The organism is Synechococcus sp. A15-24 (assembly GCF_014280195.1).
In the GTDB taxonomy this organism is placed as follows: domain Bacteria; phylum Cyanobacteriota; class Cyanobacteriia; order PCC-6307; family Cyanobiaceae; genus Parasynechococcus.
Genome location: NZ_CP047960.1, coordinates 1,454,441 through 1,474,799 on the forward strand (window position 1 = coordinate 1,454,441; position 20,359 = coordinate 1,474,799).

Sequence of the window (20,359 nt, forward strand, 5' to 3'; positions counted from 1 at the left end):
TGTTCAACTCCCCCCGCCATCATTCAGCTTCAGCACCGCCATGAAGGCCTCCTGTGGCACATCCACCTTGCCCATGGCCTTCATCCGCTTCTTGCCCTTGGCCTGCTTCTTCAACAGTTTCTTCTTCCTGGAGATATCGCCGCCGTAGCACTTGGCGAGCACATCTTTGCGGATAGCGCTAATGCTTGTGGAGGCAATAATGCGGCTACCGATCGAGGCCTGGATCGGAATCTTGAACTGCTGGCGAGGAATCAGTTCCTTGAGTTTCTCCACCAACGCTTTGCCCACGTTGTAAGCCTTGTCTTGGTGAACGATCGTTGTGAGGGCATCGGCCCGCTCGCCGTTGATCAACACATCCAGGCGCACCAGCTGGTTCTTGCGGTAACCAATCAGGCTGTATTCCATTGAGGCATAGCCCTGGGTGCGCGTCTTCATCTGATCGAAGAAGTCGGTCACCACCTCCGCCAGAGGTAATTCGTAGATCAACGTGACCCGGTCAGTGGTGATGTATTTCATATCGATGTACTCACCACGCCGTTCCTGGCAGAGGCCCATCAACGCACCGTTGTATTCATTCGGTGCATAGATCTCCATCTTCACGTAGGGCTCTTCGATCGATTCGCGCTTCTGCGGATCGGGAAGCGTGGCGGGGTTGTCCACCATCACTTCGGAGCCATCGATCATGTTCACCTTGTAGATCACCGATGGCGCGGTGACGATCAGATCAAGGTCGTATTCACGCTCAAGCCGCTCCTGCACGATCTCCATGTGCAGAAGACCAAGGAAGCCACAACGGAAGCCGAAGCCCATGGCGCTGCTGGTTTCCGGCTCGTACTTCAGCGCCGCATCAGACAGCTGCAATTTGTCGAGGGCATCGCGCAGATCCGGATATTGATCGGCCTCAGTGGGGAACAAACCGCAAAACACCATCGGCTTGGCCTCGGTGTATCCGGGCAAGGCCTCATCCGCCGGCGCATTGACCAAGGTGATGGTGTCGCCAACGCGGGCATCCGCCACGGCCTTGATCGAAGCCGCCAGATAGCCCACCTCACCGGCGTGGAGCTCATCCACCTTCTTCTGATCCGGCGCCATGATCCCGATTTCATCGAGCTCATAGGTCTTCTTGCTGGCCATCAACAGCACTTTGTCTTTGCAGTTGATCCGGCCGCTAATCACCCGGAAATAAACGATCACGCCACGGTAGGGGTCGTAATAGGAATCGAAGATCAGCGCCTTGGTGGGTTCCTCCACCGCATCCTTCGGTGGGGGCACCCGATCCACCACCGCCTGCAGGATTTCAGGAACACCAAGGCCGGTCTTGGCCGAACAGGGGATGGCGTTGTCGCAATCCAACCCGATGATCGCCTCCACCTCCTCCTTGATCCGATCCGGATCCGCCCCAGGCAGATCGATCTTGTTCAGCACCGGAATGATCTCGAGATCGTTGTCCAGCGCCAGATACACATTGGCCAGGGTCTGGGCTTCCACGCCCTGGCTGGCATCCACCACCAGCAGCGCCCCTTCACAGGCCTGCAGGCTGCGGCTCACCTCATAGGAGAAGTCCACGTGGCCAGGGGTGTCGATCAGGTTGAGGACGTACTCCTCCCCATCGGCCGCGGTGTAGTTCATCCGCGCGGCCTGGAGCTTGATCGTGATCCCCCGCTCCCGCTCCAGATCCATGTTGTCCAGGAACTGCTCCTGCATGTCCCGGTTGGCCACCGTGCCGGTGTCCTGCAGCAACCGATCAGCCAGGGTCGACTTGCCGTGGTCGATGTGGGCAATGATGCAGAAGTTGCGGATCCGTGAGACGGGGGCGTCGGTCATGCAGCAGCGGAATCCCGTCTCGGGTCCAAGGTTCTTCGTTGAACCAATCCTAAGGAGGGGTCACCAGTGCCGATGAACCACCGATGTCTCTGAGCAATCCCTGGACCCTGCTGCTGCTGGCGATCAGTGCTGAGGTGATCGGCACCTCCTGCCTGCGCCTGTCGGAGGGCATGACCAAGCCCGTACCGACCCTGCTGGTTTTTCTGGCCTATGCCATCGCCATGGCTCTGCTCTCCAAAGTGGTTCTGAGCATTCCCCTGGGCATCACCTATGCCCTGTGGAGCGGTATCGGCACCGTGGTGATCGTGCTGGTGGGCCGCTTCGCCTACGGCCAACTGCTCAATCCAACCCAACTGATCGGCATCGGCTTGATCACCGCCGGTGTGGTGCTGGTGAATCTGGCCAAATAGGACTCAGCCCTTCAGGTCCAGCAGGGCATCACTGCGCTGACGCATCGCCAGCAGCAACGCAGGATCCTGAACCGGGTCGCCGTGAATGCTCGGCAACAACGCCTGCAAACGCTCGTTCCAGGAGGCACTTTCCAGCTGTTGCTTGAAACAGCGCTGCAGCACCTCCAGCATGATCGTCACCGCTGTGCTGGCTCCGGGCGAGGCCCCCAGCAACGCCGCCAGCGAACCATCCTTGGAGGCCACCACCTCCGTGCCCAGCTGCAGCCGTCCCCCCTGTTTGCTGCGCTTGATGATCTGCACCCGCTGGCCCGCCACCGACAGGCTCCAGTCCTCCGAACGGGCCGTGGGCATGAACTGCTGCAGCGCGTCGTGGCGTTCTTCAGGGCTTTGGCGCAGCTGGTTGATCAGGTACTGCACCAACTCGATGTTGGTGGCGCCCACCTGCAGCATCGGCAGCAGATTGGTCGGCCGCACGGAAGCCGGCAGATCGAACAGCGACCCCTGCTTGAGAAATTTGCTGCTGAATCCCGCAAAGGGACCAAACAGCAGTGAGCGCTGACCATCGATCCAGCGGGTATCGAGATGAGGCACCGACATCGGTGGCGCCCCCACCGCCGCCTTGCCATACACCTTGGCCCGCTGCTTGGCCGCCAGCTGGGCATCACCGCACACCAACCAGAGACCGCTTACCGGAAAGCCTGCGAAATCATCCGCTTCCGGAATGCCGGAGCGTTGAAGCAGCGGCAGGGCGCCACCGCCTGCCCCCAGGAACACAAACGGCGCCCGCACCTCCCGTTTGCCGGAGGGACCCTGCAGGATCACCCGCCAATCGGCCTCCCTCATGTCACCCCGGCGCAGACGCTTGAGATCACGCACCTGGGTGCCGTACTCCACACAGAGCGCACCGCTGCGCTGCAGCGGCTCGAGATAGGCGCGGGTGAGGGCGCCGAAATCCACATCAGTGCCACGCTCGATCCTAGTGGCCGCCACTGACTGCTTCAGATCCCGCCCTGCCATCACCAACGGCATCCAGTCGGTGAGTTCCGTGCGCTCCTCGCTCCAACGCATCGCAGCGAAGGCCGGAATCTCACTCAACTGCTCAAAACGCTGCCGCAGAAAGGCGATGTTCACCGGTGTCCACACCGCACTGATGTGGGCGGCCTGATGCAGGAAAGTGCTGGTGTCGAGCTCGCCGCGTTCCCGCAGGGAGCCCCAGAACTCCAGGCTGCGCTCGAAACCGGCGTTGATGACCACCGCTTTGGCCGTGGCCACGGTGCCGTCGGCCTGCATCGGGGTGTAATTCAGCTCGCAGTTGGCGGCATGACCCGTGCCGGCATTGTTGTTGGCCGCACTGCTCTCCCGGGCGGGACCTTCCAGACGCTCCACCAGGAGCAGCCGCAGCCCTGGATCCAGCTCATGCAGCAGTGCCGCCAGGGTGGCGCTCATGATTCCGGCGCCCACCAGCACGGCATCGAAGCGAGCGTCTGCGCTGAAGGAGCCGTCCTGCTGCACCGAGAAAGGGTGATAACCGCTCTCGTCACCCTATGGGGCCGCTCCGTAGGCTTGGCGAGCTGATCCTTGCCTGAGCCCGATGAGCACCGAAACCATGGCCCTGACGTTGGAGAACGTGGAAAAGGTGCTCGATGAGCTGCGGCCCTTCCTGATGGCCGACGGCGGCAACGTTGAAGTAGTGGAACTGGATGGGCCGATCGTGAAGGTACGGCTGCAGGGCGCCTGCGGCAGCTGCCCCAGCAGCACTATGACCCTCAAGATGGGCATCGAGCGCAAGATGCGTGAGTCCATCCCCGAGGTGAGCGAAGTGGTACAGGTGCTCTGAACCAGGGCTGTTCGTGGATCGCCTGTTCGTTTACGGCAGCCTCAAAGCCGGCGGCAGCGCTCATCAACTGGTACTCGGGGCCCTTGCCGAGGCGGGAGGGGCCTTGGATCAGGTCGACCTGATCGAATTTGACGGATATCCGATGTTGCGGGCCGGCTCTACTCAGGTGGAGGGTGAGGTTTATCGGATCCCTGACTCCTTTTGGCTGGCACTGGATGCCTGGGAGGAGGTGCCCAGGGTCTACCAACGCTGCCGACGGGAGCTCATCGACGGAAGAGAGGTCTGGGTTTACGAGGCCTCCTGAACCAACACGGGAGGGCACTCCCTGGCTGCGAAATCGCAGGAATACACCGCCGGCTTCTGCCAGCTCAGGGGAATTTCCAACAGATCACGGCTGCCGCTGATGGCCTGGCCCAGAAACAGCACCGCAGCCAGAACCGAGGCAGTGATGTGCAGGCGACGAAGCCGTTGGTCCTTCAGAATTTCTGGCTTGGCACCGAGGGAAAACAGCATCAGTCCGGTGACGCCAACGCCGGACCAGTAGTGGGACTGCCAGAAGGCCGCTGATAAGGGGTTATCCGACAATCGCCAGACTTCTGGTTGGGCGCCCAGGCTCAGCACACCGATCCAGGTGATCAGGCTGAAGGCAAGACGCAGGGATGCGGCCTTGCAGCGGAGCAAGGCCACCAGGCTGGCCACGGTGCCCACCAACACCATCAGCAGTTGCGCAGCCCGCCAGGCCCCACCGGCGAACTCAGCTGGGGTGGTTTTGGTGCCGATCACCACAGTGAGGGGCACGAGCACGATCAGCACCACAGCCGCTGCAAGCCAACGGCCGAGATCGCTGTGATCGCGGCCCACCGTGACCGGATGCTTCACACCGGCCAACCGCCGCTGCCGCGTTTGCCAGGCCAGTCGCACCACCACCCCAAGCAGGGGATACACCAGCACCACCGCAAGGGCCGGATGCAGGATCCAGAGCCAGTCGCTGGTGGTCATGGGGTTCTCCACAGGTCTCGGCCAGAGACCGTTCCGAAAGACACTGGGCGTTGCTTGATGCGCCAGGCCAAGCGCAAGTTGATGGCAATCGCCGCAGCCAGTGCCAGATGAAAGAAATTGCCGTTGGGAATTCCCATCCCCTGGAAAGCGATCCAGGTATTCACAATCAGCAGCATGCCGTTAATCAGGGACCAGATCACGGCAAGCGCAAACTTGGCACGTTGACGATCCTTCAGCATCAATCTGACGGCCAGGCCACAGGTCAGCAGACCGGGTATCAACCCAATGGAGCTGTATCCATGGAGGATGCGCATCGAGGCATCTGAATGCGCATGGCTGAACAGGGCCGCCAAGAGATTGAGCGAAATCAAGGCCCCTGGATAGGGCCCCAGGGCATGGCGCAGAGGAGCCGCTCCATTCATCCAGAGTGCACTTCTTAGAAGCGGATGATGCGGCTGAGGCTGCTGAGACATCTCCAGACCGTGAAAAGTGCACAACTCCCCTAGTTTCAGCAGATCCAGCGGTGTCTGCCAGATGGCGTTTCGGGAGTTGTGTCCAGCCCTGCTCAACAAGACCTACTTCAACTAGGACGCACTACCATTCTGACAAGCCTAGATCTACTGCAGCACAACGGCTTTTAGAGAATAGCGTTGAGAGCATTAGTCACACCTTTAGTCACAGAATTTGGACTCCATAGTCCTGAGGACCAGTCGCGCCAGCTGTTTTCAGGCGTTGTTTGAGCAGATGCTGCTGAAAGCTTGAGCAGACCCAGCTACCAGACATATATTGGTACGTATGTACTGATGTCAGGCTATGGGGTCAGAGGGCTTCATTCAAGATCCGGCGACCAAAGAAACCAAGCGGTTCCATCGAGACGAGAGGAGCTGGATCAGAGACCCCAAGGTCTTTGTCGATACAGGCGTCCCCATTCCAGGCGAGCCACCACTCCTGAAGACCCGTGTATGGCTGCGCAGGGACGTTGCAGAAGCTCTTTGGAGAGACTTGCTGCGAGTGGGATGGAAGCCTGTAGAGGCTGTCTGGGGACCCTCTGCTGAGCCTTAGAGCGACGGGGGTATGGGGTCAATCAGCTACTTCGTAATCCGTAATGACCTCTCAGAAATTGTTGTTGTTTTTCGATAGGTAGGAATTGATGAGAGATTTGCACATACACACCGACTCGTAGTAGTGCTGAAGACAAGCAGTCGTAGTGCTGAAGACAAGCAGTTTTATCAAATGTTGCAATTACAAAAGTAATATGCTAAGGATAAAAAGATGATTTTTCAGTTGAAATGTCCGAGTATTACTTCGAGTGGGGACAACATTCGGCAAACGAGAATTACTATCTGGAAGCATCTGTAGCGCCTGGAGGCGTCTACGACGTTTACTTCAATGTTGGTGGAGCACAGACTATATACACATATTTTGATTTGTATGATTTTACCGACGATCTAGACCTAGACCTTTTCAAGTATAATGAATTGACGGAAGCGTATGACAGTATTAAAAAATCGCAAGAAGCAGGGAGCACAGAAGAAGAACTATTTCAAGGGCTTGTTCCTGGGGATTACATTCTAGAAATTTCACACTACGAAGACTTAGACGGATACAATTCAGACTCAGGTTTCAGCGTGGGATTCGATAGTGTTACCTACTACGAGAATGCTGCATCGGCTGACGAAACTTCTGGAAATATTTACGAATGGGGACAACATTCAGTCAATGAAAATAGTTTCTTAGAAGCATCCGTAGCGCCTGGAGGTTTCTACGACATTTACTTCAATGTTGGCGGAGCACAGACTATATACACATATTTTGATTTGTATGATTTTACCGACGACCTAGATATTACTCTTTTCAAATACAATGGCGTACTTAACGAGTACGAAAACATTGCTACGGCACAAGAAGAAGGCAGCTCCGATGAAACACTATTTAAAGGACTAGTCCCTGGAGATTACATTCTAGAGATTTCACATTACGAGGATTTAGATGGCTACAATTCAGATTCAAGTTTCAGCGTGGGGTTTGATAGTGTTAGCTATTATGAAAGCGCTGTATTACCCGATGACACTCTATTTCCAAGTCAGTGGCACTTAATCAATACAGGACAAGCTGGTGGAATTGACGATCAAGACATTATGGCTCCTGAAGCATGGAGCTACAGAACAAATGCGTCAGAAATCGTTGTAGCTGTCATAGATACAGGCATACAAACTGACCACCCAGATCTTGAAGAAAATATCTGGATTAATTCGGACGAGATCTTCGGAAATGGAATAGACGATGATGGAAATGGCTATGTAGATGACTTGGTCGGCTGGAATTTCGTCACAAATTCACCCTACGTAATTCCTGATGACCACGGAACACATGTAGCCGGAACAATTGGTGCAAAAGGCAATAATAGCAGGGGTGTAGCAGGAGTTGCCTGGGACGTACAGCTGATGTCCTTAGATGTTTTTAGTGGATACGATAATTATTACACTTCGGATCTGATTGAAGCTATTTACTATGCGGTCAATAATGGCGCACATGTAATTAACATGTCATTGGGGGGTACATATCAATACTCAACAATTGACCAATGGCGTATTGTAGATCCCAATGGATACGCAAGCTACTATGAAGCATTAAAGTATGCTGTTGATAATGATTGCACAGTCGTAATCGCAGCTGGAAATGATGATCTCGACAACAGCATACATCTAACACTCCCAGCAGCTTTTAGCAGTGTTTTAGACGGTGTCATTTCAACAGCTGCTGTTACAAATACAGGCGAAAAGTCATGGTATACAAACTATGGATCTTCTGTCACGATTGCAGCACCAGGTGGAAATTTGGATGGAGTTGCAGGTAGCGGAATTTTAAGCACAGTCACAAATTCAGCGTACGTTGATTTAAGTGGCACGAGCATGGCAAGCCCAGTTGTTGCCGGAGCTGCTGCATTAATTAAAGCAGAGAATAACAATTTCACTCCTGCTGATATTGAAGAAATTCTCACAGAGAGTGCAGTCAAATATCGTGAACTTAACACTTTAGTAGAAGATGGTAACTATCTAGATCTGAACTCAGCCCTTACGTTAGCTAGAACTTTTGTTGCTTCTGGAACGACTCCGGCGCCAACTCCTGCTCCTGCACCTGAGCCAACTCCTGCTCCTGCACCTGAGCCAACTCCTGCTCCTGCACCTGAGCCAACTCCTGCTCCTGCACCTGAGCCAACACCGACACCTGAGACAACTCCAGCGGAAGAAATCAATATGGTGCGTGGTACACAAGGCAACGACAAACTTAAAGCGGAATCCATAAATGCAAGTATTTATGGAATGGATGGGAACGATAAAATCACAGGTAGCAACGGAGACGACATACTCAACGGTGGACTTGGAAATGACAAGATTAAAGGCAAGGGAGGAAAAGATCTCTTTATTTGTCTTTACGGTAGAGACATAGTTAAAGATTATGACTCAGACGAAGGAGATTCAATTCAAGTCAATGGAGAATTCATTATTTCCAAAAAGAAAAAGCATTCAATAATTGAGCACGAAGGTGGATCAGTCCTGGTGAAAAAGACTAATCCTGAAGACGTTGAAGTTGAAGGTGGAGAGACTCGTGAATCCGTAGAGCCCAATACTTCTGAAAACACTTCTGATTATTTAGAGCTAGCCAGGGAGTCTTCTATTCCAAGAAAAAAGGGAAACATTAGAGGTACCTGGGAAGACGACATAATTGAGGTGCAAAGATATTATGAGCAAGCTTATATATTTGACATAATCAGAATTGGCATGGGTTCAGACTTGTTGGTCTTCGACATTCCTCCTTCTTATCGTGTCAATAGAAATGGTGTAGAAAAATTAGACTCTTCATCATACTGGCTTAGTGAGTTTGACCCTTTGACTGGTGACAAACTTTTATTCGATTCCGCTTTCTTTAATAAATATGATAACGCTCTTGCAACAGCGAGGTCTATAGAAGGGGTTTACGAAATTGCACAGAGCAGCACTTCATTCATTCTCTACGATGATATTCTATATTACAATGAAAATGGCTCTGCCAACGGATTGAGTATTGATAGTGCCGATGAGATTGATTGGTGGGATGCCAAATTTATTCTTTTTGACAGGAAGAATGCTAATCTCGAATCACTATCTCAAGCAATTGAGTTCATCTGAGATTAGGAAATCTCTGATCAACATCTCGTTATTGGCATTATTTTGTTCTTCCTTCTGTTCTTTGCCTTAGCGACTGCCAGTTAATAGATATATTATACGTCTTCAGGCAGACAACTCCAGAAGATATTGATTTTAGATGGAATTTTCTTTCAGGCCTTTTCGAGACAAATAGATACAGCAGACCAAATATTGCGATTAATTCAGATAATTACTCGGAGCAAGAATTAGACGATCTTTTTAAAGACAGTTATGCGCAGCCATCACCCACACCCTCACCTACACCCACACCCTCACCTACACCCACACCCTCACCCTCACCTACTCCTACTCCTACTCCTACTCCTACTCCTACTCCTGATACTAATACTGATGACTATTCCTATGAAGACGATAGTGACTACGACGACGACTATTACTATGAAGATGATAGCAACTACGATGACGATGGGTCCAATGTAATTGTCAACGACAACTTAATAATTGGCATCGACAACACAGGAAATAGCTCAGACTCAACACCTACTCCAACACCAACACCTACTTCTGATACTAATACTGATGACTATTCCTATGAAGACGATAGTGACTACGACGACGACTATTACTATGAAGATAATATTGACTACGGCGACGACTATTACTATGAAGATGATAGCAACTACGATGACGATGGGTCCAATGTAATAGTCATCGACAACTCAGGAAATAGCTCAGACTCAACACCTACTCCGACACCAACACCTACTCCGACAACATCAGATCGTACTTATGTAGAGAAGGATGGTGATACACATCTTTTGATAGATGATAATGGGCTTTATTATGCGCAAAATGCAAATGGTTCCGGCACGTTTGATGTACTAACACCTGACGGAACTCATTCTAGAAAAAGCAAAAAATGGCAGTTGCTTGCATTAGAAAATATTAATGGCACAAATACTGGGCTATGGCAATTTAAAAATAAATTTTACTCTACCTGCGAATACAATGATAATTGGAAAGAAATTAAAAATTCAGATATCAGCGTAACGGTTAGTGAAGCTGAGAGTTTTGGCCAAGACTTTTCGATACCTCAAAATGATCAACAAGATAATTCGAATGGCATGAATATCATTGAAGGAAGCAACAAGAAAGACAAGCTAAAAGGAAGCAATGGTGCAGATAAAATATTCGGCTACAAAGGCGCTGATAAGATTGATGGCAAGGAATGCGATCACATCATTGATTCTGGTTTATGGAAAAAAGGTAAATACGATGTTGTAAAAGGTGGTAGTGGCTCAGACACGTTTATTCTCAAGGATGGCTATCGGGCTTACATTAAAGATTTTAAAATCTTTGAAGACAAGCTAGACCTAAGTGGAATTAGTGGAGACTTCTCCTGGGAATACTGGAAAAAACGAACCTATATTTGTGATTCCAATGACATTGAAGTGGCTCGAATAAAGGGGAGTGTCGATATTGATTCGGCAGATTTGATTTTGTGACCAAGTCATTGAACTAGTAACTAGTTGAGCACTAGTCCGTGACATCCCGAAGAGAGACGCCATACGAGTCTTTATTGATTGCTAGATCCTTCCGTGATGGAATCCCTTTGTTTTGTATTTTGGATACCTTGTAGAGGCTGTCTGGGTCCCTCTGCTGAGCCTTAGAACGACGGGGTATGGGGGTCAATCAGCTCCTTCGTATATACGTAAAGACCTCTAAGAAATTTTTATTATTCTTTGAGATCCCTTGTATGGCTCAAATAAAGAAAAATTGCAGAAGAGTTTTTTAATGCTTTAACGGCATTCAAGGATCTTCTCTAGAAATCTCCGATCCCAGAAACTCAGTGAAACCTGCCGAGATAATGCCGATTGGGATTGCAATCACAGCGATCCCGCATATGGCAGTCAATGCTGCCACAAGTTTCCCCAGTGCTGTTATGGGATAGGTGTCCCCATATCCAACTGTCGTCACTGTAACTACAGACCACCACAGGCATCTTGGTATTGATCCAAACTGTTCTTCTTGTACACGCCCTTCCACTAAAAACATTAATACACTACTAATAAAAATAACAACTCCCGAATAAATTGCGGAAATTTGAAGTTCTTCTTTTTTGGCAGTCAGTGCTTGGTTGAAATACTTGATGCTTTTCCGAAAACGCTTTGAACGACCTACTCTTCCGATCCGCGTCAGTCTAATAATCCTGAGCAAATACAGTTCAGGGGAGATGAGACCAAAGATGGTTGGTGCGATTGCAATTAGATCCAGGATTGCCAAAGGCGTAATGGCGTAGTCCAAAGCACCTTGAATGCCTCTTCTTGCTCCGTCCCTAAGTGGAGCGACCCAGAGTCGCGCTACATATTCGATCAGGAAGATTATTGATAACGCGACATCAGCTTTTACGAGTAAATCTCCCAGTGATGATCGAATAACAGGTTCCGTAGCGATGATCGCCACTCCAATGGACAAGACGATCATCAGACCTATTGCCTTGACGGCATTAGTCGCCCTTCCTTGCTCGTCCGCAGAGTTCAACGAGTGGAAGAGTTTTTCTCGGAGAGTGTGCACGACAACTGGACTTTGCCAGTCCTTATCTTGCTGTAACTCATCGTTCGGCGCCACTAGCATCACTTTCGCCAGATCCCCCCCCCCTTGACCCAAACACCTGAAGCAGATGCAGAACAGGTGTGCTGGACGCAAGTTCGATCTAAACGGAAGAGAAATGGGACCTTGTGGATGGTCTGAAGTAAGCCAGGACCTCATGCGTCTGTATGACCTGACAGCTCTTCTCCTATGTCAGCGACCAACACTGCTACACGTTGCTGACCTGGGCAAGTGAGGTGCAGTCAAATACGTAATGACCACTCAGAAATATTTTCTTGAAATTTTTGAGGAAGCTAATACAATAAAATAGTAATCAAGATTCGACTCTGGAGTCAAAGCTCTAAAAAACATGGCTCAACTCTATCTAGTCGCTTTCAAGGAAAACAACTACGGCCCTGAGCCTGAAGAGAATTACGCACTGCGAGAACTGCTTCAGCAACACTGCAGCTACTGCATCCCAGCCGGCAAGACTGAAGTTTGGGGTCCTTACACTCCTAAGCAAAGTCTGGCTGAAATCTGCTGGCTCACTCAAGAAATCGGTTTCACAAGCCTTGATTACTCGGAGCTGATCAATAATTTACGCGCGACATATATGAAAATCCATGGATATGAACCACCGGAGTGGAGTAAATATTTTGAGGATAACAAAGAAGAACGTCAAGCAAGACGTCGGCGAGAAGAAATATGGAGACGAGAAAAGGGTTGGCTGTTTCAACGGCTGATTGAGAGATGGACAGAGAAGCTTCGTAGAGAACGACCGCTGCCACCAGAGGAGGACCAATGAACGGAAAACTCCTCGTCGGCGGTATCGCCACCTTCTTTCTTCTTTTCTTTGTCTATGAGTCCTGGTTGATAAGAGGTTTGCCACATTGATTGGCTTCCTTATATCAATTTGTCTATGGACATCGCGTGAACAGCGCAGACGTGGCCGACCGGCGCGGCAAGGGTATGAGTCGATGACCCTGTCAGAATAGTCAAAGCTATGGGTAGCTCGATGAGCTGGTTACTGGTTGCCTTGAGTTCTGGGTCGGCAGGGGCAGCACTGTGGTGGGCGCTAAAAATGCGAGGTCGCCTTAATCAGATACAGCAAAAATATGCACCTGCATTACAAATCGATAAATATGTCAAGGAACATGAAGAAATAGCTGACAACCTGAAGCGACGAGCCGAGCAACACAAAAAAGACAAATGAGTGGCTTCAACGAGCCAAAAACTATTTTGGACTTCAGTAATAGAAGGTAGCATTATAGAACCAATCCCTAACACTTTATTGCCTTGTTGAAACCAGCAATTGCTCCTTGATAATCACCTAAATTATCCTTGGCAATACCACGACTATTGTAGGCAATTGCATCCTGAGGATTAATCTCTATTGCCTTACTCCAATCATCAATTGCTCCTCGATAATTGCCTGCCTCATATTTCTTTACTCCTTGATTGAAATACTGCCTTGGCAATGGGTTTGCATTGAAAGTAATAAACGGAGATTCAAGTGCAAGTACAGACAGTGCCGCAGCAATGGCAAAAGCTCGGCGTGACATTGGCGTCGGTTGAACTACTGAGCTGATTCATAGTAAGCAGGTCACATAGTGAAGGCAAACTTAGCCATTAAGTTGAGTGGACAACTTATTGGCTAGGTTGCGTCCCTGCTGTGTAAGTCGCAGGTAACGTAGCCGCTTGTTTGGTTCGTATACCTTCTTGGTGATCAGGTTCAGTCCTCGATCCGGATTGCTCCGGTGCTGACCAGTTAGCCACGTTGTGTTGCGCGACATGCTGGCAGCCGTAAGACCTAGCTCCTCTTGCATCTCAGCTGTAGTGCAACCGTCAGGACGACTGGCTATGAATAGGAAGCAAGAGATGACCTGAGCTGGCATCTCGACGTCTAGAACCCGAAGCGTTTCGATCACATCCAGCAATCGGAGGATATCAGCACGGACTGCGAACTTGAGATCTTCTCCAGCCGTCTCAGGATCAGTCAGGACGTTATTGGAATCCTCAGATTCAATCTCCTCCTCTAACTGTAAGTAAGAACGATCAGCCATCCCTCGCAGCTGGTCTGGCGTAAAGACTGGTTCGTTCTGACCCGACTCAATGTTATGCAGATGCCAGGCAGCAAAGGCTTTGTACACATTAGTTTGCTGGTTGAGATATGGCTTGCTCTCTAAGCTAAAAATCTCCTTATGCTCAGCAGAGTTAATCTCCTTTGAATCAAGGTCGATTTGCTCAAACATTTCAATGATCTTGATGTCCCCTAGGTGGTCCCAGAACTCCTTGTATTTCTCCTCAGCGTCTAGCAATAGATCGTATATCCCTAACCTCTGAAGGTTGTCACGTATTTCATTAAAAGCTTGCTGACTACTTGCATTTTTAATTGAAGCAAGATGCTCGAGAAGCTCTTGTACGGATACGTTTCTACCAGGTGTCATCGATTGGATGAATCGTTGAAATAGTTATAGCACCCGCAAAAGAGCACGTTAGTCATAGAAACTAACGCGCAGTAGGTGAGCAAAAGCTTTTGGCTGATCAAAGTCGTGTGATTTGCTTTGCTTATTGACTACAAGCGAGGCAGATCCCAGTCAAAGCAAGGGATCTAAGGTAGTCATGTTAGTTTCTGTAACTAGCGTGCGCCCTTCAGATGCTCAAGCACATCAAGAAGACTTGGTAAAGCCAGCTCAGATTATTTTGGCTTGATCTCAGTAGCTTTTGTTTGATTGCTTGACCTGAATCGGTCAAGAGCTTCTTTCGGTGTTGGTTCTTGGTTCATTTTTATTTTGTGATCATAGAATGTGATACAATAAGGTTGTTATTTGCAAGCGAGGCGGACGCCAGTAAATGCATGTATCTTTGAAAAGGGCTATTAATTCAACTGCCAACTAATCGTTCAAGTCAATGGACATTAAAGTCGAAACCCTTCAGGCTGAATGGCACCTCCAGTTGGTACTGAAGGATGACAAGACTGCAACTCCAGATCAGAACGCTGCTGCAGTTAAGAGCTGGCTTCGATTAGATCTACAGGAATTAATGCTGAGATAACAAACAGCCTAAAGACCAACGAAGTCTTATCTCAAGAGTTCGAGGATTTCGCTTACGGATACAGCGCCAGTGATGTGGCAGCTACCACTGAACAAGAGTTTCTTGGTCGCATTGAGTGGGAGAAGGTACACGAGTGGCTTAATGGCGAGTGGCGTCTTACCTACGAAGCCAATCAGTGGATGCGCTTTGAGTTTCGGAAGTGGGCTAAGGCATTAATGCCTGATCCAAATGCGGTCAGCAAGTGGACTGAGATCCGAACCAACGTCGACCCCAAAGACATCACAAGATACCAGTTCGCTAGAGCAATGGAGCTTCTCCATCAAGGAAGTACCACTGGTAACGATCTGTTTAACCAATTCCGTAAAGGTCATGACGCTCAAGCCGTTATGACCGTTGTAAAGGAGTTCACATCGTGATTGACCATTCCGACCGACATTGGAGGTTCATAAGGTCGTTCATATCTAGGACGTGGAGACACACCATTCCTGAAGTCCTCACACCTTCCCAGTGAGTTGTCAGCCCACTTCTTGAACTCTTCTACTTCTCGTTTGTAGGAGTCAGACATTGGTTCATTCATTTCTTTGAATCCTTGGTATTTGTATTGATGTGATCATAGATAGAAGGTAGACCTGAAGGTTGTTTCTTTGGTTCTTTCAATCCCATTTGCTTGAGCCTGACTTTTTCACGTAGTTGATCTAAATAATTTGACACTGATAGATTGGTTTTAATTGTTTATTGATGATTGTGGTTGAACACCTTTACGGTCCTCCTCATACTCATCGTGCCAAACCCAGGCCATCATTCCCATGCGTCTAGCTTCCTCCATGCGATACCTACGGCCAGTTCGTAGCCATGGCATCGGTCCATAAACTCCAGGATTCTTATCAAGACCAAACTCCAGCCACCAACCTTGATTACTTGGAAGGTTCTGAGGTGGGCTACATACCTTGCAGGTGCGTTCCATGGCAGCCTTGGCTGTCATGGTGTCTATTCCTGCGTTGACGTACGTTGTGGCTCCACAGGACTGGCACTCAATGACTGTCCTGACACGGTTATTGAATTTAATTTCTCAGACATCAAGACTACAATTGTTAATACCTTGCTGATCGAGTGCTTTATCGGTGCTACCTATGCATTCCCGATCACAAGGCAGCTTACTGCAGAGACAGCTGCTTCTTGATACTTGCTGTAACAAATGTCGTCCTATAGATGATCACTCCGGGATCAATACAGTATCAATCACGTGGATTGTGCCATTCGTAGCTTTGATATCTGCCTTTGTGACTGTGGAGTGGTCAATAAAAACCATTCCATCTTTTGTCTTGATTGTAATTGACTTACCATTGAGTGTTTCAGCACTAGACAACTTGACGACATCTGCAGCTTTTACATTTCCAGCAACAACGTGATACGTAAGGATATCAGTTAATTTCTCTTTGTTTGAAGGCTTTAACAACAATGCAACTGTCCCATCAGGAAGCTTTGCGAAGGCCTCATCTGTTGGTGCAAAAACGGTGAAAGGACCTTCACCCTTGAGTGCTCCTACTAATCCAGCCTCACCAAGCGCTGCCGCTAGGGTTTCAAAGCTGCCCGCAGTAACAGCCGTGTCAACTATGTCCATGGAGGGCATGGTGTGATCCTTATCACCCATATGACCTCCTGCGAAAGCGCTCGTAGAGGTCAACAGGCTTAGGGACAATGCGGCAGCCCCTAAACGAAGCGTGTGATGGAGAACTGACATTTGCGTGAATCAAAGTCCATATATCTTAACAAGGCACCGGTCTCTTCGGTGAGACATCCTGGCTTGGCTCTGGTTTCAGTGAGCCATAGAAAGAGAAGGCGGGGCACGAAAAGATAAAACCTACAGAATTGACAGGATGCAGTTGCTACCTGTCAACCCTGCAGATCTGATCGAAGACTCTTGGCGTAATTTCTCTTGCGTGCTTCACTTTCTTAGTACCTTTGTCTGGTGTAGAAGGGGATGCTTATAACCTTGACTTCTGATGTAGTCAGCCAATTGTTCAAGCTCGTTTTTCTGATAAGTCATGTTTGACAACTCCTGTTCTCTGCTTTTCTGGATGTGATCACTATTGATTTGATTGTACATTGATAAATGACTATTGTGATTTTGATTAATCAGATGTTAGATTAAAGATTGGGTATTAGTTCACCTACATCACGAAGGACGTAGGAGACTAATACCAATACGAACCATTGGAATTGAACCAATGCAAGGTCACCAGACGTTCGTTGAGCTAAACATACCCATCCATAAGGACGGCTTTTTTTATGACATGTGATTTAGATGAACCAGTGCACCCAATGGTTGCTAACGGCCAATCACCTCCGTTAGCTAAGACAACCAACAGGTAATGCTCCTGTTTTTTATTCGCTTGAAGGTTGTTGTATCCATACAGTATGAATAGTAATATCAAGATGTCCCTTCAATGGACATAGTGATATTCAGATTCAAGCTTGGCAAAAAGATCAAGCAAACCTATTTATTAAACATGTTGTTTATTTTGTCCATCGAGTAAACAAAGAGTTGATAAGTAGTAACACAAAGCGTTTCCAAAATCAACCAGGAGTTAGTACAAGTTAAATCAATGTGTCTTTTGGTTTACTTGTCTTTGGGCGGTACTTACAGAATGTCCGTCTCGCTGCGCTCGACCTGGACATTAATAAAGGGGATGGTTTGTCATCCCCAAAGGTACAGAAAGAAGAGTACACCCACTCTCTTCCCCCTGTATACGTGTCGGACCGCTTTAAACCCAGGTGGGGACTGAGGTCATAGGATTACCTCTTGCTTGTCTTCTTTGGTCAATATTCATACCAAAGACCATGTGATTTGCAGCAGCTTGAGGGTCGTCTTGCCATTCAGCAAGCATTTCATTCCACTCTTCCATTTTGCGTGATTTGACTGCTTCAACTTGACGTGCTCACAATGCCGCCTGAACCCGATTACAAGTAATTGCTAGTGAGTGTGAAATTGATTGAACTTTTGTAGTATTTGAGTAGGCTTACGAATGATGCTGGACAGCCTTGTCCATTTTGTTTCTTCAAAGTCTTAGAGAAGATTCACAGCTCGCTTCAATTCACTCCAAGGAGTAGCGCCATATGCCATAGAAATAGAATTAGGTGTGTGGCCAAGCAAAGTAACGACAACAGCCTCATTCATGTTATGTGCTCTCAATATGGTTGCCGCTCTGTCTCTAAAACCTTTGGGAGTTATTCCAACTATTTTCCTACACGGCTTTGAAAGATTGACTCCCCAACGCTTATTCGCCCCTTGGTACTGACCCGGCCACAAAAGATCTTTCCTTTCGCGCATCTCAATAGACAAAGACTTCAATCTTGGATGAATTGGAATTGACCTCGCAGAGGAATCGCTCTTCAAGGGTCTTAACGCATTGGGTCGGATCAGTATCCGGTCATCAAGCAGGTCTTCTGCTTGCAAGCCAGCAATCTCAGCAAGTCGAGCACCAGTGAAATAAAGGAACTTGAAAATCTCTATCTGTTCACCCGACCCATTCCACTGTGATGGATCAGTGATTGTGACATCAAGTTTTCTGACTTTAACGACCTTGATCCGCGTATTTAAGCCCTTGAATATATGGGTGCAATCCGGTCGTAGTTCACAAAGCACTGACCAGAGTCCACAAAGAAATGCGAGACGCGTTTTGACAGTTGAAGGACTTAGACGTGACAGCAACGAGGAGCGATAAGCAACGGCGTGTTGGCGTGAAGCAGACGTTGGGTACGTGACTGCAGAGTGTGTCAAGAAATCGTCCAAGGCAGCCTTCCAAGCGATCTCCGTCCGTGCTGCAGGTGACTTCAGTGCCTTGGCCTGCTGGATCAGCTCTTCTTTGGACAGGTGGTCTGGTGGCTGCTTCTCACCCTTCAAAATCGCTCTGTATCTGGCCGCTTGATCGAGAGTTATCGACCCTTCCTCAACCTCAACATCACAGCCAGTAAGCAGCGTTTCGACAATTTCTGGATCAGACAGATCAAACCGTTGAGGAACAAAATCAATTAGCTCGTCGCCAGTCAGTGAAACCTCATTGCGAGCCTCAGCAATCAGTCGATCTGTCTTTGCTGCAAATGCAGCTGAGAGCCTCTGTGCGACGCGGTAGGTCGATCCAGCAGCCTCAACCCAAATCGTTTTGCCTATGACTGGCTGAACGTCCTTGGGAACGCCACGCTGCAACTGGTAGCCATTGCGGGCCTGACGCACGTATGTCGGATGCTTCCGAAAAGGCACCTTTAGTCACAGCTTTAGTCACACCCTAGTCAGGAAAAAGCAAGATGGACACAAACGAGTTGCGATCACAATGTCCAGCCCTGCTCAACAAGACCTACTTCAATTATGGCGGCCAGGGGCCCCTGCCAACACCATCGCTGGAGGCCATCCAGGCCAGCTGGCGACGCATTCAGGAACTCGGTCCGTTCACCACCGATGTGTGGCCGTTCATCGGCGCCGAAGTCTCCAGCACCCGAAGACGCCTTGCCCAGCTCTGTGGGGTGGCGCCCCATCGCCTGGCCCTCAGTGAAAACGTCACCAGCGGCTGTGTCCTGCCGCTGTGGGGTTTGCCCTTTATCGCAGGCGATCGCCTGTTGATCAGCGACTGCGAGCACCCAGGCGTTGTCGCAGCCTGCGTGGAGCTGGCCCGGCGTGAGGGCCTGTTGATCGACACGCTGCCGGTGAAGCAGCTGCGAGGCGATCAACCCAGCAGCGATGCGGGCGTGATGGATGCTCTTGAGCAGAGCCTCACCCCCCGCACGCGGCTGGTGGTGCTGAGCCATCTGCTCTGGAACACCGGTCAGATCATGCCCATCACCGCCGTTGCGGAACGGCTTGCTCTGCACCCTCAGTCGCCCTACCTGCTGGTGGATGCGGCCCAGAGCTTCGGACAGATTCCTGTGCAGCAGGCCGCTGCTGCCGCAGACATCTATGCCTTCACCGGCCACAAGTGGGCCTGCGGCCCGGAGGGTCTGGGGGGCATGGCCCTGTCCGAACGGGTGCTGGAACAGGGCCAACCCACCGTGATCGGTTGGCGCAGCCTGCGGGATGAAAGCAAGGCAGACCTGAGCAGCTCAGATCCGTTTCATCACGACAGCCGCCGTTTTGAGGTGGCCACCAGTTGCGTGCCCCTGATGGCCGGTCTGCGTTGTTCGCTTGATCTACTGGATCAGGAGGGGACGAGTTACGAACGCTGGGTTCGGATCCAGTCGCGCAGTGAAGCGCTTTGGCAGGCCTTGAACAACTTGGACGGGTTGACGCCGCTGCTGCAGGTGCCCCCCGCCAGCGGCCTGGTGAGTTTTCAACTGCGCCATGACGCAGCCCCTGCAGAGGTGGTGCAGCAGCTCGGACAACAGGGCCTGTGGATCCGCGGCCTGGCGGATCCCAGCTGCCTGCGCGCCTGCACCCACGTGACCACAACAGAGGCTGAGACCAAGGCACTGACCACAGCGATTGCACAATATTGAAAACATATTTT

Annotated in this window: 19 protein-coding genes; 10 read left to right on the top strand and 9 right to left on the bottom strand. The window is 49.9% G+C overall.

Going from position 1 to position 20,359, the window contains the following annotated elements:
* Nucleotides 1-3: 3 nt before the first annotated feature.
* Nucleotides 4-1,824, bottom strand: a complete 1,821-nt coding sequence (gene lepA / locus SynA1524_RS08325) for a translation elongation factor 4 (protein WP_186496775.1) — start codon at nucleotides 1,822-1,824, stop codon at nucleotides 4-6.
* Between the two features lie 83 nt (nucleotides 1,825-1,907).
* Between lepA and SynA1524_RS08330 the strand changes: the two genes are divergently transcribed.
* Nucleotides 1,908-2,234, top strand: coding sequence for a DMT family transporter (locus tag SynA1524_RS08330; RefSeq protein WP_011128547.1), 327 nt, complete (start codon nucleotides 1,908-1,910; stop codon nucleotides 2,232-2,234).
* A gap of 3 nt (nucleotides 2,235-2,237) precedes the next feature.
* Here SynA1524_RS08330 and SynA1524_RS08335 read toward each other — a convergent pair whose 3' ends face one another.
* Entirely contained in the window at nucleotides 2,238-3,746 is a 1,509-nt protein-coding gene (locus tag SynA1524_RS08335) for a malate:quinone oxidoreductase (RefSeq protein WP_186496777.1), read from the bottom strand.
* A gap of 79 nt (nucleotides 3,747-3,825) precedes the next feature.
* On the opposite strand from SynA1524_RS08335, the gene SynA1524_RS08340 reads away from it, so the two are divergent.
* Both SynA1524_RS08340 and SynA1524_RS08345 read left to right on the top strand, forming a co-directional pair.
* The gene (locus tag SynA1524_RS08340) at nucleotides 3,826-4,071 is read left to right on the top strand and encodes a NifU family protein (RefSeq protein ID WP_011128549.1); all 246 of its coding nucleotides are present in this window, start codon (nucleotides 3,826-3,828) and stop codon (nucleotides 4,069-4,071) included.
* A gap of 13 nt (nucleotides 4,072-4,084) precedes the next feature.
* Entirely contained in the window at nucleotides 4,085-4,375 is a 291-nt protein-coding gene (locus tag SynA1524_RS08345) for a gamma-glutamylcyclotransferase family protein (protein WP_186496779.1), read from the top strand.
* Here SynA1524_RS08345 and SynA1524_RS08350 read toward each other — a convergent pair.
* Together SynA1524_RS08350 and SynA1524_RS08355 are read right to left on the bottom strand one after the other, a co-directional pair.
* On the bottom strand, nucleotides 4,360-5,070 hold the full coding sequence (locus SynA1524_RS08350; protein WP_186496781.1) for a DUF4079 domain-containing protein: 711 nt from the start codon (nucleotides 5,068-5,070) through the stop codon (nucleotides 4,360-4,362). The genes SynA1524_RS08345 and SynA1524_RS08350 overlap by 16 nt on opposite strands.
* Nucleotides 5,067-5,492 carry a hypothetical protein gene (locus SynA1524_RS08355; RefSeq protein ID WP_186496783.1) on the bottom strand — a complete coding sequence of 142 codons (426 nt, stop codon included), beginning with the start codon at nucleotides 5,490-5,492 and terminating at the stop codon, nucleotides 5,067-5,069. The genes SynA1524_RS08350 and SynA1524_RS08355 overlap by 4 nt, the downstream gene beginning before the upstream one ends.
* Before the next feature lie 391 nt (nucleotides 5,493-5,883).
* Between SynA1524_RS08355 and SynA1524_RS08360 the strand changes: the two genes are divergently transcribed.
* From SynA1524_RS08360 to SynA1524_RS08370, 3 genes are all read left to right on the top strand, one after another.
* Nucleotides 5,884-6,132 carry a DUF1651 domain-containing protein gene (locus tag SynA1524_RS08360; RefSeq protein WP_186496785.1) on the top strand — a complete coding sequence of 83 codons (249 nt, stop codon included), beginning with the start codon at nucleotides 5,884-5,886 and terminating at the stop codon, nucleotides 6,130-6,132.
* Between the two features lie 227 nt (nucleotides 6,133-6,359).
* On the top strand, nucleotides 6,360-9,239 hold the full coding sequence (locus tag SynA1524_RS08365) for a S8 family serine peptidase (protein WP_186496787.1): 2,880 nt from the start codon (nucleotides 6,360-6,362) through the stop codon (nucleotides 9,237-9,239).
* Between the two features lie 797 nt (nucleotides 9,240-10,036).
* Nucleotides 10,037-10,723 carry a hypothetical protein gene (locus SynA1524_RS08370; protein ID WP_186496789.1) on the top strand — a complete coding sequence of 229 codons (687 nt, stop codon included), beginning with the start codon at nucleotides 10,037-10,039 and terminating at the stop codon, nucleotides 10,721-10,723.
* A 304-nt stretch (nucleotides 10,724-11,027) separates the two neighbouring features.
* On the opposite strand, the gene SynA1524_RS08375 is transcribed toward SynA1524_RS08370, so the two are convergent.
* Complete coding sequence (locus SynA1524_RS08375) at nucleotides 11,028-11,702, bottom strand: ion transporter (protein WP_286188542.1); 675 nt, start codon at nucleotides 11,700-11,702, stop codon at nucleotides 11,028-11,030.
* A 475-nt stretch (nucleotides 11,703-12,177) separates the two neighbouring features.
* On the opposite strand from SynA1524_RS08375, the gene SynA1524_RS08380 reads away from it, so the two are divergent.
* Complete coding sequence (locus SynA1524_RS08380; RefSeq protein WP_186496791.1) at nucleotides 12,178-12,612, top strand: hypothetical protein; 435 nt, start codon at nucleotides 12,178-12,180, stop codon at nucleotides 12,610-12,612.
* A gap of 210 nt (nucleotides 12,613-12,822) precedes the next feature.
* Complete coding sequence (locus SynA1524_RS08385) at nucleotides 12,823-13,020, top strand: hypothetical protein (RefSeq protein ID WP_186496792.1); 198 nt, start codon at nucleotides 12,823-12,825, stop codon at nucleotides 13,018-13,020.
* A 67-nt stretch (nucleotides 13,021-13,087) separates the two neighbouring features.
* Here SynA1524_RS08385 and SynA1524_RS08390 read toward each other — a convergent pair whose 3' ends face one another.
* Nucleotides 13,088-13,369, bottom strand: coding sequence for a tetratricopeptide repeat protein (locus SynA1524_RS08390; protein ID WP_186496793.1), 282 nt, complete (start codon nucleotides 13,367-13,369; stop codon nucleotides 13,088-13,090).
* Between the two features lie 60 nt (nucleotides 13,370-13,429).
* The gene (locus SynA1524_RS08395; protein WP_222930479.1) at nucleotides 13,430-14,254 is read right to left on the bottom strand and encodes a hypothetical protein; all 825 of its coding nucleotides are present in this window, start codon (nucleotides 14,252-14,254) and stop codon (nucleotides 13,430-13,432) included.
* A 681-nt stretch (nucleotides 14,255-14,935) separates the two neighbouring features.
* Between SynA1524_RS08395 and SynA1524_RS08400 the strand changes: the two genes are divergently transcribed.
* On the top strand, nucleotides 14,936-15,277 hold the full coding sequence (locus SynA1524_RS08400) for a hypothetical protein (RefSeq protein WP_186496795.1): 342 nt from the start codon (nucleotides 14,936-14,938) through the stop codon (nucleotides 15,275-15,277).
* A gap of 797 nt (nucleotides 15,278-16,074) precedes the next feature.
* Here SynA1524_RS08400 and SynA1524_RS08405 read toward each other — a convergent pair.
* Together SynA1524_RS08405 and SynA1524_RS08410 are read right to left on the bottom strand one after the other, a co-directional pair.
* Nucleotides 16,075-16,545: a fasciclin domain-containing protein gene (locus SynA1524_RS08405; protein WP_286188543.1), complete on the bottom strand. Its 471-nt coding sequence runs from the start codon at nucleotides 16,543-16,545 to the stop codon at nucleotides 16,075-16,077.
* Nucleotides 16,546-17,928: 1,383 nt separating this feature from the next.
* Entirely contained in the window at nucleotides 17,929-19,095 is a 1,167-nt protein-coding gene (locus SynA1524_RS08410; RefSeq protein ID WP_186496797.1) for a site-specific integrase, read from the bottom strand.
* A gap of 71 nt (nucleotides 19,096-19,166) precedes the next feature.
* Between SynA1524_RS08410 and SynA1524_RS08415 the strand changes: the two genes are divergently transcribed.
* Complete coding sequence (locus tag SynA1524_RS08415; RefSeq protein ID WP_186496798.1) at nucleotides 19,167-20,348, top strand: aminotransferase class V-fold PLP-dependent enzyme; 1,182 nt, start codon at nucleotides 19,167-19,169, stop codon at nucleotides 20,346-20,348.
* Nucleotides 20,349-20,359: the final 11 nt, after the last annotated feature.

What these genes read in the sequence shown, in the direction of transcription:
- SynA1524_RS08360 (WP_186496785.1), top strand. Translation starts at nt 5,884, where the DNA reads ATGGGGTCAGAGGGCTTCATTCAAGATCCGGCGACCAAAGAAACCAAG.
- SynA1524_RS08350 (WP_186496781.1), bottom strand. Translation starts at nt 5,070, where the DNA reads ATGACCACCAGCGACTGGCTCTGGATCCTGCATCCGGCCCTTGCGGTG.
- SynA1524_RS08390 (WP_186496793.1), bottom strand. Translation starts at nt 13,369, where the DNA reads ATGTCACGCCGAGCTTTTGCCATTGCTGCGGCACTGTCTGTACTTGCA.
- SynA1524_RS08375 (WP_286188542.1), bottom strand. Translation starts at nt 11,702, where the DNA reads ATGATCGTCTTGTCCATTGGAGTGGCGATCATCGCTACGGAACCTGTT.
- SynA1524_RS08365 (WP_186496787.1), top strand. Translation starts at nt 6,360, where the DNA reads ATGTCCGAGTATTACTTCGAGTGGGGACAACATTCGGCAAACGAGAAT.
- lepA (WP_186496775.1), bottom strand. Translation starts at nt 1,824, where the DNA reads ATGACCGACGCCCCCGTCTCACGGATCCGCAACTTCTGCATCATTGCC.
- SynA1524_RS08330 (WP_011128547.1), top strand. Translation starts at nt 1,908, where the DNA reads ATGTCTCTGAGCAATCCCTGGACCCTGCTGCTGCTGGCGATCAGTGCT.
- SynA1524_RS08415 (WP_186496798.1), top strand. Translation starts at nt 19,167, where the DNA reads ATGGACACAAACGAGTTGCGATCACAATGTCCAGCCCTGCTCAACAAG.
- SynA1524_RS08380 (WP_186496791.1), top strand. Translation starts at nt 12,178, where the DNA reads ATGGCTCAACTCTATCTAGTCGCTTTCAAGGAAAACAACTACGGCCCT.
- SynA1524_RS08385 (WP_186496792.1), top strand. Translation starts at nt 12,823, where the DNA reads ATGAGCTGGTTACTGGTTGCCTTGAGTTCTGGGTCGGCAGGGGCAGCA.
- SynA1524_RS08340 (WP_011128549.1), top strand. Translation starts at nt 3,826, where the DNA reads ATGAGCACCGAAACCATGGCCCTGACGTTGGAGAACGTGGAAAAGGTG.
- SynA1524_RS08395 (WP_222930479.1), bottom strand. Translation starts at nt 14,254, where the DNA reads ATGACACCTGGTAGAAACGTATCCGTACAAGAGCTTCTCGAGCATCTT.
- SynA1524_RS08355 (WP_186496783.1), bottom strand. Translation starts at nt 5,492, where the DNA reads ATGAATGGAGCGGCTCCTCTGCGCCATGCCCTGGGGCCCTATCCAGGG.